Origin of the sequence: Zoogloea oleivorans, from assembly GCF_008107625.1 — a bacterium.
GTDB classification, from domain to species: domain Bacteria; phylum Pseudomonadota; class Gammaproteobacteria; order Burkholderiales; family Rhodocyclaceae; genus Zoogloea; species Zoogloea oleivorans.
Genome location: NZ_SDKK01000011.1, coordinates 141009 through 153701, shown reverse-complemented (window position 1 = coordinate 153701; position 12693 = coordinate 141009). Strand labels below are relative to the sequence as shown.

At 64.5% G+C, this 12693-nt stretch carries 12 protein-coding genes; 7 read left to right on the top strand and 5 right to left on the bottom strand.

The features are described 5' to 3' along the window. Positions 1-258 precede the first annotated feature (258 nt). The 3 genes from pyrF to ETQ85_RS13175 all read left to right on the top strand — a co-directional run bounded on the left by pyrF (position 259) and on the right by ETQ85_RS13175 (position 2722). The gene (pyrF, locus tag ETQ85_RS13185; RefSeq protein WP_148579536.1) at positions 259-1077 is read left to right on the top strand and encodes an orotidine-5'-phosphate decarboxylase; all 819 of its coding nucleotides are present in this window, start codon (positions 259-261) and stop codon (positions 1075-1077) included. 168 nt (positions 1078-1245) lie between these two features. Beyond that, a complete protein-coding gene (locus tag ETQ85_RS13180) occupies positions 1246-2151 on the top strand; it encodes a transglutaminase-like domain-containing protein (RefSeq protein WP_148579535.1) in 906 nt (301 codons plus the stop codon). Between the two features lie 43 nt (positions 2152-2194). Continuing rightward, the gene (locus ETQ85_RS13175; protein WP_148579534.1) at positions 2195-2722 is read left to right on the top strand and encodes an SHOCT domain-containing protein; all 528 of its coding nucleotides are present in this window, start codon (positions 2195-2197) and stop codon (positions 2720-2722) included. 101 nt (positions 2723-2823) lie between these two features. Here ETQ85_RS13175 and ETQ85_RS13170 read toward each other — a convergent pair whose 3' ends face one another. Further along, the gene (locus ETQ85_RS13170; protein WP_148579533.1) at positions 2824-3750 is read right to left on the bottom strand and encodes a LysR family transcriptional regulator; all 927 of its coding nucleotides are present in this window, start codon (positions 3748-3750) and stop codon (positions 2824-2826) included. Between the two features lie 97 nt (positions 3751-3847). Here ETQ85_RS13170 and ETQ85_RS13165 point away from each other — a divergent pair, with 97 nt between their 5' ends. From ETQ85_RS13165 to ETQ85_RS13155, 3 genes are all read left to right on the top strand, one after another. Then, entirely contained in the window at positions 3848-5026 is a 1179-nt protein-coding gene (locus ETQ85_RS13165; RefSeq protein ID WP_148579532.1) for a YbfB/YjiJ family MFS transporter, read from the top strand. Between the two features lie 24 nt (positions 5027-5050). Then, positions 5051-5257, top strand: a complete 207-nt coding sequence (locus tag ETQ85_RS13160) for a 2-hydroxymuconate tautomerase family protein (RefSeq protein WP_148579531.1) — start codon at positions 5051-5053, stop codon at positions 5255-5257. A 154-nt stretch (positions 5258-5411) separates the two neighbouring features. Beyond that, complete coding sequence (locus tag ETQ85_RS13155) at positions 5412-6548, top strand: TIGR03088 family PEP-CTERM/XrtA system glycosyltransferase (protein ID WP_148579530.1); 1137 nt, start codon at positions 5412-5414, stop codon at positions 6546-6548. An 8-nt stretch (positions 6549-6556) separates the two neighbouring features. Here the strand turns inward: ETQ85_RS13155 and ETQ85_RS13150 are convergent, their stop codons facing one another. Beyond that, on the bottom strand, positions 6557-8185 hold the full coding sequence (locus ETQ85_RS13150) for an ABC transporter permease (protein WP_148579529.1): 1629 nt from the start codon (positions 8183-8185) through the stop codon (positions 6557-6559). Between the two features lie 40 nt (positions 8186-8225). Between ETQ85_RS13150 and ETQ85_RS13145 the strand changes: the two genes are divergently transcribed. Then, entirely contained in the window at positions 8226-9302 is a 1077-nt protein-coding gene (locus ETQ85_RS13145; RefSeq protein ID WP_148579528.1) for an ABC transporter ATP-binding protein, read from the top strand. Here ETQ85_RS13145 and ETQ85_RS13140 read toward each other — a convergent pair. The 3 genes from ETQ85_RS13140 to ETQ85_RS13130 all read right to left on the bottom strand — a co-directional run bounded on the left by ETQ85_RS13140 (position 9299) and on the right by ETQ85_RS13130 (position 12688). Then, positions 9299-9991, bottom strand: coding sequence for an RluA family pseudouridine synthase (locus tag ETQ85_RS13140; RefSeq protein WP_148579527.1), 693 nt, complete (start codon positions 9989-9991; stop codon positions 9299-9301). The two genes, ETQ85_RS13145 and ETQ85_RS13140, sit on opposite strands and share 4 nt — an antisense overlap. Before the next feature lie 166 nt (positions 9992-10157). Further along, positions 10158-12119, bottom strand: coding sequence for a hybrid sensor histidine kinase/response regulator (locus tag ETQ85_RS13135; protein ID WP_148579526.1), 1962 nt, complete (start codon positions 12117-12119; stop codon positions 10158-10160). Then, complete coding sequence (locus ETQ85_RS13130; RefSeq protein WP_148579525.1) at positions 12116-12688, bottom strand: YfiR family protein; 573 nt, start codon at positions 12686-12688, stop codon at positions 12116-12118. Before ETQ85_RS13130 ends, ETQ85_RS13135 begins: the two co-directional genes overlap by 4 nt. Positions 12689-12693: the final 5 nt, after the last annotated feature.

Sequence of the window (12693 nt, the reverse complement as noted above, 5' to 3'; positions counted from 1 at the left end):
AGTAACTGTTTGTAAAAGGTTTTGTTTTTTTGGCTGCGTTGCAAGGGGAGGCACCCTGCGACAGATGTGTTGTCCATTAAATGAACACATTGCTGTGACGTTACGGAAGCTCTGGCGCACTTCGTGACAGGAAATGGAGCATGCTGTGACGCAACATGAATCCATGCGCTGAAGTCCGGAAGGCTGTCGAAAAGGGTCGGCAGGCTGGTAAAATAAGGCTCAGAATTCACTCTCCCAGGCCGTCTGCGCCCTGCACCCATGAATTTTCGCGCCAAACTGTCTGCCGCCTGGCAGCGTCACGATTCCCTGTTGTGTGTCGGGCTCGACCCGGACCTGAAGCGCTTTCCCGCCCATTTGAAGGGTCGCCCCGACGCGGTGCTGGCTTTCTGCAAGGGTATCGTCGATGCCACTGCCGATCTGGCCTGTGCCTTCAAGCCGCAGATTGCCTACTTCGCTGCCGCCCGCGCCGAAGACCAGTTGCAGGACCTGATCGCCTACATCCACGAGAAGCACCCGAGCGTGCCGGTGGTGCTGGATGCCAAGCGCGGTGACATCGGCGCCACCGCCCAGCAGTACGCTCGCGAAGCCTTCGAGCGCTACAACGCCGATGCGCTGACGGTGAATCCCTACATGGGCTTCGATTCCGTCGAGCCTTACCTGGCGTTTTCCGATCGTGGCCTGATCGTGCTGTGCCGCACCTCCAATCCGGGCGGCTCGGACCTGCAGAACCTGACGGTCGAAGGCGGCCGCAAGCTGTACCAGCACGTGGCCGAACTGGTTGCCGGCAAGTGGAACGTGCACGGCCAGAATGCCCTCGTGGTGGGGGCGACCTTCCCACAGGAACTGGCGGATGTGCGTGCCATCGTGGGCGATTTGCCGCTTCTGGTGCCTGGCATCGGCGCCCAGGGCGGGGACGTGGAGGCGACGGTAAAGGCCGGGCGCAGTGCGGCCGGCACCGGGCTGATGATTTCCTCGTCACGGGCCATTCTGTATGCCGGTAGTGGCGAAGACTTCGCCGATGCGGCCCGCCAGGTGGCGCTGGCGACGCGGGATGAGGTCAATCTGTACCGCGCTTGAGCACTGTTTGCGGGGCTGCATCCCCGCAGAAAACCGGGCGTGTTGCAGCGCCGCAGAGTAGGATGAGAGCCTTGTCGTGGGACGGGGCCGCTGTTAACTTGCCCACGACGGTCATTTCCGCCGGATGACCCGCAATTCCGCGTCAAGGCATTTTTTTCAGGGACGCTTATGGTCAGGCTGAAGTTCTCGGTCGAGTTGAATTACGAAGTCGCACCTCCGGGATGTGATTTCATTTTTAATATCCACGCCGCCCACACGCGCCACCAGCGAGTGGTGACCGAGATGATGGAGCTGGGTCAGTTTTTGCTGCCCCAGGTTCATACGGATGTGACGACCGGCAACCGATACATGCGCCTGAAGGCCGAGCCGGGCTGGCTGCGGCTACGTTACAGTGCCACCGTCGAGTTGCAGCATCATGTCGGCGTGCCCGAGAGCATCCAGGAAGTTCCCGTCGCCCGCCTGCCAGCCGACGTGCTGACCTATCTCTACCCCAGCCGCTACTGCCAGTCCGACCGTCTGTATGAAGTCGCCAACAAGGAGTTCGGCCATCTTCCGCCGGGCTACGGCCGCGTGCGCACCATCTGCGCATGGGTCGAGAAACACGTCGAGTTCAAGTCGAACACCACCAATGCCAGCACCTCGGCCCTCGATACCATCGGCGAGCGGGTTGGCGTATGCCGCGACTTTGCCCACCTGATGATTGCCCTGTGCCGGGCGCTCAATATCCCGGCCCGCTTCATCACGGGCATCGATTACGGTGCTGATCCGGCTCTGGGGCCGAGCGACTTTCATGCCTACGTCGAGGTTTTCCTCGGTGATCGCTGGTATCTCTTCGACCCCTCCGGCACGGCGATTCCGATGGGCCTGATGCGCTTCGGCATCGGCCGGGATGCGGCGGATGTGTCGTTTGCGACCATTTTCGGGCCGGTTCGTGCCGAAGCGCCGAAGATCACCATCGAAGCCATCGAAGACGCTTTCAGCGGTATGGAGCTGCCCCGTCGGCGCCTGGAAGCGCTATCCACCGATGACGCACCGCCGGTGCTGATCGGCACCCGTCTGACGCCTCTCGGTTGAGCGTGAGCGACATAAAAGAATTGCACTTCAACAGGAGATTCCCATGAGCACGATCGAAGATATCGCAGCCAAGCACGGCTTCAGCGCGGACGCCGGCCGCTCCGCCTACGCGTCGCTCCAGTCCGGCGGCTTCAGCCAGGCCCAATTCAGCCACCCGGAACTGGGTGGCATGGGACAGTGGATGAGCGGCGGCATGATGATGATCGGCGACATGTTCAACGAAGGCCTGAAGTGGCGCGTTGGTGCGCTGCTCAGCGAACTGTCCCAGCATCGGGAGCCGCAGCCCGCTGCCGCACCCGCCGGCAACAACTGGGGCTTCACCCAGTCGGCCAACTGGTGGCCCGACGAACTCGGCTCGCCCTCCAGTTCCGGCAGCCAGAACGACATGGCCTACGCTTTCTTTCCCAACAGTGGCAAGCTGCTGGTGAAGTTGTCGGGTGATGTGTTCTCCTTCGATACCGGCAACCTGTCCATCTACGGTGTGCAGCAGCAGCAGGGCGGCGGTATCGCCTCCGTCGTGCTGAATACGTCGAATGGCCCGATGGGCTTGCTGGGCCTGAACCGGGCTTGATCTCCCGGCAGTAAGGAAAACCGCTGCCGCAATGGCAGCGGTGCTTTGCCATCCCCGGCGAATCAGTCTGTTGGTCACACCACACGCAACACAAACATCTGTCAGATCAAGGCTTGCTCACGTCCGTTTTGCGGGCGCCCGAGGCGTTCGAGCAGGCAATCGGCAAACGCCTGCCGGGCCGGCTGATGGCTGCGGGCCCGGTGCCAGATCATCACGGTGTCGGCCAGGGCGACATCGGGCGGAACCGGATGGATGCGCAGCGTGGCGCTGTCGGGACTCGGCCCGGTCAGATGGGGGCCGATGATGGCGCGGGGGACAAGGCTGATGCCCATGCCGGCGGCGACGCAGCCAAGAATGGCTTCAAAGGTGCCGAACTCGCTGGTTTGGGCGATGGCTACGCCGTCCCGGCGTAGCCAGTCGAGCAGGCGTTGGCGATAGCTGCAGCCTTCGCGGAAGGTGAGGAGTTCAATCGGGCCCCGGCTGGCCAGATCGACTCTGCCCTGGATCGGCGCCCAGTCGGCGGCGGTGATCAGCACGAGCTCTTCGACGATCACGATCTGGCTGTGCAGGTTCGGATGGTTGATCGGGCCGGAGACGAGGGCTGCGTCGAGCTGGTGGTTGAGGACTTCCTGGACCAGGCCGGTGGTGTGGGCGGTGTGTAAACGCAGTTCGACCCGTGGGTGCTGGCGGCGGAAGTGGGCGATGACCGCCGGCAGGCGCGCTGCGGCTGTGGTTTCCATGGAGCCCAGACGCAGCAGGCCTTGCGGTGTGTCGATGCTGCGTACGGCCTCCCGCGCCTCGTCGGCGAGATTGAGCAGGCGGTCGGCGTAGCCGGCCAGCAGATTGCCGGCGGGGGTGATGACGAGGCGCCGGTTGATCCGGTCGAAAAGGGGCGTGCCGAGGTTTTCTTCGAGCAGGCGCAGTCGTGTGGTGACGTTGGACTGGACGGTGTGGAGCCGTTCGGCGGCCTTGGTGAGGCTGCCTTCCGCGATGATGGCGCGCAGCATGCGCAGGTCGGTGAGATCCATGGTCATCTTTTTTGGTGATGATATTAATGTAATTAAATCATTTTTATTGCTGTTGTGCCCTTGTTAGGCTGTGCCACCTGACTTGAGGATCATCGCCATGCTTCACCTTTTCCGTATGTCCGGCCGGCCGACTCCGGCCCTGATTGCTGCAGCCGGCCTGCTCGCTCTTTTACTGGCAATGGGCATCGGTCGCTTTGCCTTCACGGCCCTGTTGCCGCAGATGCGCGACGAGGGTTTCCTGGACATCGGCAGCGGCGGCCTGCTGGCGGCGATGAACTACCTGGGCTACCTGGCCGGTGCCCTGTGGACCGCCTTCAGCCGCCAGGCCAACGGCCCGCGGCGTCTGCTCGGCGGGCTGCTGGCGAGTGTCGCCACCACGCTGGCGATGGGCTTTGAGCCGGGTTTTGCGGGCTGGTGCGGGCTGCGTCTGGTGTCGGGCGTGGCCAGTGCGGTGGTGTACGTGTACGCCACCGGCATCGTGCTGCGCAGCCTGGCGGATGCCGGCGCGGCGGGCTGGAGCGCGCTGCATTACATGGGCGTCGGTTCGGGCATCGTGGTGTCGGCGCTGGTGGCCCAGTCGATGGCAGACGGCGGCGGGGCGCTGCTCGGCTGGCGCTGGCTGGGTGCGCTGGCGGGCATTGCCGCGCTGGGGGTGGCCGCGGTGCTGGTTCCCCTCGGGCGGCGTGGTGTGGCGCCGACGGCCAGTACCGCGTCGGCACAAGCGCCCTTGCCACCGATGGGCTGGCTGGCGGCGGCCTATGGGCTGGCGGGCTTCGGCTACATCGTCAATGCCACTTTTCTGCCGCTGCTGCTGCGTAGCCAGTCGGGCACGGCCGGGGCGGCACTGGGTGGCTGGTTGGCGGTGGGGCTGGCGGCCCTGCCGGCGACGGCGTTCTGGGTGCGCTTGTCCTTCCGCTGGGGCGTCTACCAGGCCCTGATCAGCGCGACCCTGGTGCAGGCGCTTGGCGTGGCCCTGCCGGTACTGGTGGACGGCGTGCCGGCGGCGATGGCCGGGGCGGTGATGCTGGGCGGCACTTTCATGGGCATCGCCGGTCTGGCCCAGTGGCTGGCCCGGGTGCCGGACGCGCAGGCAACGGCGCGGCGCATCGGCTTCATCACTGCCTGCTACGGCGTCGGCCAGATTGCCGGCCCACTGCTGGTGGCGGCGCAGGGGCGGGATGCCGGTTTTACCATGCCGGTACTGGCGGCAGCCTGTGCGCTGCTGCTCAGCGCGGCTTTGCTGGAAGTTTCCCGCCGCCGCGAGCGGCTTGCCTGAAATCAACCCAAAAGGAGAAAACCCGTGCCCTACGTGAACATCCGGATTACCCGTGAAGGCGCCACTGCGGCCCAGAAGGCTGAACTGATCAGCGGTGTGACAAAGCTGCTGCAGGACGTGCTGGGCAAGAATCCGGCGACGACTTTCGTGATCATTGACGAAGTGGACACCGACAACTGGGGCATCGCCGGCGAATCGGTGACGGTGCTGCGGGCGGCGCTGGCGCGCTAGGCCGGGCTGCAGCGCTTTCCATGGTGTCGTCAGGTGGGTTTGGAGAGGTAGGAAAGCGTGAAAAATCTGACTGCTGATTCATAGCCCGGAATCATTTTTAGGGAGAGCTGCTATAGTCAATGACTAACTTTAGCGCTCCTGTGTATCTGTGAATATGAACGATAGCCGTCCGCTGATTATCCATGTTGTCTACAGCTTCGATGTCGGCGGCCTTGAGAACGGTATCGTCAATCTGCTCAACCGGATGCCGGCCGAGCGCTTTCGGCACATGATCGTGGCTCTGTCGCGCTGTTCGCCGGAGTTTTGCCGGCGTGTCGAGCGCCGCGACGTGGAGTTCGTTTCGCTGAACAAGGGCGCCGGGCATGGGGTGAAGCTTTATCCGCAGCTCTACCGCCTGTTTCGTGAGCACAAGCCGGCGGTGGTGCATACCCGTAACCTCGCAGCGCTTGAGATGGTGGTGCCGGCCTGGCTGGCCCGTGTGCCGCTGCGCCTGCACGGCGAGCACGGCTGGGACAACTTCGACCAGAACGGCACAAGCAAGAAATACCAGTTCCTGCGCCGGCTGTATTCCCCCTTCGTCAGTCAGTACGTGGCCTTGTCGCGAACGCTCGAATCCTATTTGGTGGAGCGGGTCGGCATTGCGGCCGGGCGCATCCGGCGCATCTGCAATGGCGTGAATGCCGAGCGTTTCGTGCCGGTGGCGGTGCGCCAGGAGATTGTCGGCTCCCCGTTCAATGATCCGGCGCTGACGGTTTTCGGGACGGTCGGGCGGCTGCAGGGGGTCAAGGATCAGGCCTCGCTGATTCGGGCTTTCGGCATTCTGGTGCGTTCCAGCGAGGATGCGGCGCGGCGTGCCCGCTTGATGATTGTCGGCGGTGGCCCCTTGCTGGCTGAATTGCAGGCGTTGGTGAAGCGTGAGCACCTGGACGGACAGGTGTGGATGGTCGGTGAGCGGTCGGACGTGCCGCAACTCATGCAGGGCATGAATGTGTTCGTGCTGCCGTCGCTGGCGGAGGGAATTTCCAATACGCTGCTGGAGGCGATGGCTTCGGGTTTGCCGATCATCGCGACGAATGTGGGTGGCAACCCGGAGCTGGTGGTGGATCAGCTTACCGGTTTGCTGGTGCCGGCCGGTGATCCGGCCAGTCTGGCGGTGGCGCTTGGCGCGCTTTTCGCCGATCCGGCCAAGGTGGCCGAAATGGGCCGGGCGGGTTGCGAGCGCGTCAGGGCCGAGTTTAGCCTCGATTCGATGATGAACGCCTACCTGTCCCTGTACGAAGGGCGGGCTTAAGGACGCGTTTACTTGCGTGCGCGGGTGATCTGTCGTGACAGTGCAATCAGTGGCAGCAGGCCCACGGCCACGATGGCCAGCGAAGCCGTGGAGGCTTCCGTGAGGCGTTCGTCGGCCGCCAGCGTATAGGCCTGGGTGGCCAGCGTATCGAAGTTGAAGGGGCGCATTACCAGCGTCGCCGGTAGTTCTTTCATGACATCCACAAACACCAGCAGGCCGGCCGTGAACAAGCTGCCGCGCAGGATCGGCACGTGCACCCGGCGCAGGCTGGCGCTTTGGCCGAGGCCCAGGCAGCGCGCCGCGTCGTCCATGCTCGGGGTGATCTTCGACAGGCTGGCATCCACGGTTTGCAGTGCTACGGCCAGGAAGCGCACCAGATACGCATAGATCAGCGCCGCGATGCCACCGGTGAGGAGCAGCCCCGGGTTGCTGCCGAAGGCGCTTTCCCATTGTCCGGACAGCCAGTTGTCGAGGCGCGTGACGGGAATCAGCACGCCGACGGCGATGACCGTGCCGGGCACTGCGTAGCCGAGTCCGACCAGGCGGTTGAGGGCCTGGGCGAGGAGGGTTTTTGACAGGCGGGCGCTGTAGGCCAGCAGCACGGCGAGGGTCACGGCGATCAGCGCAGTGAGGCCGGCGAGGGTGAGGCTGTTGCGGGCCAGCGTCAGGAAGCGTGCGCCGAACTGGGCGTCGCCGTCGCCGAGGGCCATGCGCAGCAGCAGGCCGGCGGGAAGCAGGAAGCCGAGAGCCAGCGGCGTGAGGCAGGCCAGCGTGGCCAGCAGTGCTGCGCCGCCGCGCAGGCGGCCGGGGGGCGGGCGATGTCGGTTGGAGGTGTTGTGGTAGCGGGCCCGGCCGCGGGTGATGCGCTCGACGGCCACCAGCAGCAGCACGAAGCCGAGGAGAATGGCCGCCAGCTGGGCCGAGGCGACCCGGTCGCCGAGGGAGAACCAGGCCCGGTAGATGCCAGTGGTGAAAGTATTCACCGCGAAGTAGGCTACCGTGCCGTAGTCGGCCAGGGTTTCCATCAGGGCCAGGGCGACGCCGGCGGCGATGGCCGGCCGGGCGAGGGGCAGGGACACCGTGAAGAAGGCTCGCCAGGGGCCGATGCCGAGGGTGCGGGCCGCTTCCAGTACGCCACCGGCGCGTTCCAGAAAGGCCGTGCGGGCGAGCAGATAGACGTAGGGGTAGAGCACGAAGATGAACATCAGCATGGCCCCCGAGAGGGTGCGGATGTCCGGAAACCAGTAGTCGCCCCGGCGCCATTCGAAGAAGTCGCGCAGGGCAGTTTGTACCGGGCCGACGAACTGCAGGAAGTCGGTATACACGTAAGCCATTACATAGGCCGGTACCGCGAGGGGCAGGACCAGGGCCCACTCGAAGACCCGGCGCCCCGGGAAGTCGTGCATGGTGGTGAGCCAGGCGGTGGTGACGCCGATGATCGCCACGCCCACCCCGACGCCGGTGCATAGGGCCAGGGAGTTCCACAGATACTCGGGAAGCACGGTGGAGGCCAGATGGTTCCAGGTGTCGCTGGTACCGCCGAGGAAAAGATTGAAGCCCACGCTGGCAACCGGCAGGCCGGCGAGCAGGGCGATCAGGATGGCGCTGAGGACCAGGGGCGAAAGGTATCGGGACATCGTGGTTTACGAATCGTGAATGAGAATTATAATCGATGCCATGTCAAAACTAGAACTCAAGGCGGTTGTTCAGCGCTATGGCCGCCAGACCATTGTCGATGGCGTCGATTTTCGCCTTGAGCCGGGCAGCATCGCCTGCCTGCTGGGGCCTTCCGGTTGTGGCAAGACGACCTTGCTGCGCTGTATTGCCGGTTTCGAGGAAATTGCCGGTGGCGAGATCCGTATCCATGATCAAGTGGTGAGTCGACCCGGCCATCGGGTGGCGCCGGAGAAGCGCCACGTGGGCATGGTCTTCCAGGATTACGCCCTGTTTCCCCATCTGGACGTGGAGCGCAACGTGGGTTTCGGCCTTGGCGGTCTGTCGGCGCAGGAGCGTCGCCATCGGGTTGACGAGCTTCTTGGTACGGTCGGGCTGGCGGGGCTGGGGCACAAGTTTCCCCATGAGCTGTCCGGCGGCCAGCAGCAGCGTGTGGCGCTGGCCCGGGCGCTGGCGCCGCGGCCGGAGCTGGTGTTGCTCGATGAACCGTTTTCGAACCTCGACGTGGACTTGCGCGAGCGTCTGTCGGTGGAGGTGCGGGAAATCCTGAAGAGCGAGGGCATGACTGCGGTGCTGGTGACTCACGACCAGCACGAGGCTTTTGCGATGGCCGACGAGATTGGCGTGATGGCCGGGGGGCGGATCCAGCAATGGGATACGCCCTACAACCTGTACCACCGGCCGGCCAATCGCTTTGTCGCGGATTTCGTCGGCAAGGGTGTATTTGTGCCGGGTCAGGTGCTGGATGCCGGTCATGTGGAGATTGAGCTGGGTGTGCTGAAATCCGGGGTGCCGGTGGTGTGCAGCCAGGGCTGCGGCGCCTGTGGCAGGGGGTGTGCGGTGGAGGTCTTGCTGCGGCCCGATGACGTGGTGCATGACGATGCCAGCCCGACCCGCGCCGAGGTGCGTCAGAAGGCTTTTCGCGGTGCCGACATTCTGTACACCCTGCGCCTGGGGAGTGGTGCGGAGGTGCTGTCGCTGGTGCCGTCCCACCACAATCACGCCATCGGGGAGCAGATCGGTGTGCGCCTGGAGGCCGATCACGTGATTGCCTTCCCGCCGGAAAGTGCCACGACCTAGAACGGCGCCAGGCTTTCCAGCCTGAGCATCTCGCCGGTCAGCGGATGGGGCAGGCTCAGTGCGCTGGCATGTAGCTGCAGGCGCGGCGCGGCATGTCGTGAGGCGGCATCGCCGTAGAGTTCGTCACCGAGGATGGGGTGACCAATGGCCTGCAGGTGCACCCGCAACTGATGGGTGCGTCCGGTATGGGGGCGCAGGTCCAGTCGGCTGGTATTGCTGGTCGGGTCATGAGCCAGCACCGTGTAGCCGGTGAGCGATGGTTTGCCGGCTTCCCTATCCACTTTCTGTCGTGGCCGGTTCGGCCAGTCGGCGATCAGCGGCAGGCTGATTTCGCCGCGCTCCGGCGCCGGGAGTCCGGTCACTACCGCCAGATAACGTTTGTCCACGGTTCGTTGCTGAAAGGCGATGCTGAGCCGCCGTTCCATCTCGGCTCCGAGGGCCATGACAATCAGGCCGGAGGTGGCCATGTCGAGCCGGTGCACGATGCGGGCCTCGGGAAAGCGCGCCTGTATCCGGGATGCCAGGCAATCGGCATTGTCAGGGCCGCGGCCGGGCACGGAAAGCAGGCCCGCCGGTTTGTCGAGGACGAGCAGGGCTGCATCCTGGTAAATGATCGGTGGCTCGCCCGCGGGGGGCGCGTAGATCAGCGGCGGTGGCGGGCTGGAGGCGGGGACGTCGGGCGTTGCCATGGGGGGCTGTGAAGTGTGCGAGGCTCTGGGAGCGTATTGCCCACAGTGAAGGTGGGCAAGGCTGTGGACAAGTTGTGGACCCGGGGTGCAGGTGGCGGGTGCAAAAGGGTTTTTTGCTATCGCCTCAAAATGAGGCAATAGTTTGTCTTGATGGTTTTGGGGATCGTCAGACTGTGCCGGTGAAGGCTGTCTCGCGGGGGACGAGACGGCGGATGACTGCGCACAAGGCGGACTGGCTATAGGGTTTGGTCAGAAAATCGTCCATGCCAGCGGCGAGGGCGGCAGCCCGGTCGTGCTCCATGGCATTGGCCGTGACCGCGACAATCGGGGTGTGCCGCCTGCTGTTTTCAGTCTGGCGGATTCGCTGGGTGGTGGCGTAGCCGTCCAGAACCGGCATCTGGCAATCCATCAGGATCAGGTCGAAGTCCTGCCGGGACAGGTGCTTGAGCACGGCTTCTCCGTCGTTGGCGATGGTGACGGTGCAGCCCAGTTCTTCCAGCTGCATGGTGGCGAGCACCTGATTGATCACGTTGTCCTCGGCGACCAGCACGTGGATGCCGGCGAGGCTGGCGGCGCCATCCGGGGTGGCCGGCGAAGCGGCTTGTGCGGGCTTGGATAGGATCGGTGCGCTGAGGGTGAACCAGAAGATCGAGCCTTCGCCAGGCCGGCTGTGAACGCCGATCTCGCCGCCCATCAGGCGCACCAGTTCCTGCGAGATGGCCAGTCCGAGCCCGGTGCCGCCGTAGCGTCGGGCATGGGAGTTGTCGGCCTGGGTGAAGGGGGTGAACAGGCTAGGCATGATTTCCGGGGCGATGCCGATGCCGGAGTCGCGGACGCTGAAGTGGAGGAGGGTCCGGGGGCCGCTGGGGGTGTCTTCGTGCTGATGGTCCAGGCGCAGTTCGACTTCGCCTTCAAGGGTGAACTTGAGGGCGTTGCCGATCAGGTTGGTCAGAATCTGGCGCAGCCGGTCGGGGTCGGCTTCGATCTGTTGCGGTATGTCGTGGGCTACGTGGCAGCGGAGTCCCACTTTCTTTTCGATGGCCTGATGCTGGAAAAAGCTGGCCATGTCTTCGAGGACTGCCCGCGGATTGCAGGGCAGGGCTTCGATGGTCATGCGGCCGGCTTCCAGCTTCGAGAAGTCGAGGATGTCGTTGATGATCCGCAGCAGGCTGTCGGCGGAGCTGCGGATGTGGCCAAGGAAACGCTGTTGCTGCTCGTCCAGACGCGTGAAGGCGAGCAGTTCGGACATGCCGATGATGCCGTTCATCGGAGTCCGGATTTCATGGCTCATGGTGGCCAGGAACAGGGATTTGGCCCGGTTGGCTTCTTCGGCGGCGTCCTTGGCGATGCGCAACTGGGCGTCCCGGGCCTGGATCTGATCGAGCATGGTGTTGAGCCCGTCCATCAGGGTGCCGATTTCGTTGTGGCTTCCGGGGGCGATTCGCAGGGCGTAATCGCGCGTTTCGGAGACGTGCAGCATTTGTGCGGCGAGTTTTTCGATGGGGCTGGAGATCAGGCCCTGCAGGCGCGAGGCCAGCAGCCAGGCGATCAGGGAGGCGACCAGCAGTACGCCGGCGGCGGTAAGGACCCGCTGGCGGACGAGGACGCTGAGGGGGGACAGGTCGAAGTAGGTTTCGATGGTGCCGACGACGCGCTCGCCGACCTGGATCGGGTGGGCGATTTCGAGGAAGGGGGCTTCCAGCAGAACGCCGAGGGGCAGTGACCGGGCGTTGCGGGGGAGATCCGTTTGAACGGCGACGGCATGTCTGTCTTCGATGATCTTGAGGCTGGCGGCGTGGGCCGGCAGGGTGCTGCGATAAGTGGAGAAGGCCCGGCCATCCGGGGTGCGCAGGGTGGCGGCGATGACTTCGGGGTCGGTGCCCAGGGCATTGAGAATTTCGCGGGCCGCTTCCGGGTCGCGGAAGGAGAGGGCTGCGGTGCTGTTGACGCCGACCAGCCGGGTAAGTGTTGCGGCGCTGTCCTGCTTGGCCCGGGCGGCGGCCTGGAGTTCGCTGGTGACCAGACTGGCGAGGGCAACGAGCAGCCCGATGGCAGTGGTGATGAGGGCAATCAGGACAACCTGATGCTTGATCGGCAGGTCGCGCAGGCGCAGACCCCGCCGGCTCACTGTGCCGCTCCCTTGCTGTCCCGGACAAGGGTGGCCAGGTTGAGGAGCTTGGCGCTGACTCTCAGTTCGGTGCGGTCGGTGGCATCGGTGTTGATGACCGGGTGGATGCGCCCGCGCTTTCTGATCAGCGCGATCATGCCGCCCCGGGCCGTGAAGTTGCTCTGGTCACTGACCGTCAGAATGGGCTGGCTGGCGATCCGGCGCAGCAGTTCGGTCTGGCTCAGGCCGCCCAGTGTGGCTTGTTCACCGAGATAGAGAATCTGGCATTCATGCACATTGCGCAGCTCGGGCTGGCGCATGACGATGAGTGCATGACCATCCACGGATTCGCCGGCAAGGGCTTTGGCGAGCAGGGGGGCGAGGGTGTCGTCGAGCACGCAGTAACGGAAAGGGTCGCCGGGTTTGTGGGTTGTCGTGTCGGGCCAGCGCACGAAATGGACAAAGTTATAGATGAAGGCCGCCTTTACGTCGTTTTCGGCGAAGGTGGTTGCGTCCGGATCTGGCCCCGCGGCATGGGCGAGCACCGCCAGCACCGCAATCAGCGGGGCAAGCCAAAGCCGGAAGCCCATTATAG

What these genes read in the sequence shown, in the direction of transcription:
- ETQ85_RS13180 (WP_148579535.1), top strand. Translation starts at nt 1,246, where the DNA reads ATGGTCAGGCTGAAGTTCTCGGTCGAGTTGAATTACGAAGTCGCACCT.
- ETQ85_RS13175 (WP_148579534.1), top strand. Translation starts at nt 2,195, where the DNA reads ATGAGCACGATCGAAGATATCGCAGCCAAGCACGGCTTCAGCGCGGAC.
- ETQ85_RS13140 (WP_148579527.1), bottom strand. Translation starts at nt 9,991, where the DNA reads ATGGCAACGCCCGACGTCCCCGCCTCCAGCCCGCCACCGCCGCTGATC.
- ETQ85_RS13165 (WP_148579532.1), top strand. Translation starts at nt 3,848, where the DNA reads ATGCTTCACCTTTTCCGTATGTCCGGCCGGCCGACTCCGGCCCTGATT.
- ETQ85_RS13130 (WP_148579525.1), bottom strand. Translation starts at nt 12,688, where the DNA reads ATGGGCTTCCGGCTTTGGCTTGCCCCGCTGATTGCGGTGCTGGCGGTG.
- ETQ85_RS13145 (WP_148579528.1), top strand. Translation starts at nt 8,226, where the DNA reads ATGTCAAAACTAGAACTCAAGGCGGTTGTTCAGCGCTATGGCCGCCAG.
- ETQ85_RS13150 (WP_148579529.1), bottom strand. Translation starts at nt 8,185, where the DNA reads ATGTCCCGATACCTTTCGCCCCTGGTCCTCAGCGCCATCCTGATCGCC.
- ETQ85_RS13170 (WP_148579533.1), bottom strand. Translation starts at nt 3,750, where the DNA reads ATGGATCTCACCGACCTGCGCATGCTGCGCGCCATCATCGCGGAAGGC.
- ETQ85_RS13155 (WP_148579530.1), top strand. Translation starts at nt 5,412, where the DNA reads ATGAACGATAGCCGTCCGCTGATTATCCATGTTGTCTACAGCTTCGAT.
- pyrF (WP_148579536.1), top strand. Translation starts at nt 259, where the DNA reads ATGAATTTTCGCGCCAAACTGTCTGCCGCCTGGCAGCGTCACGATTCC.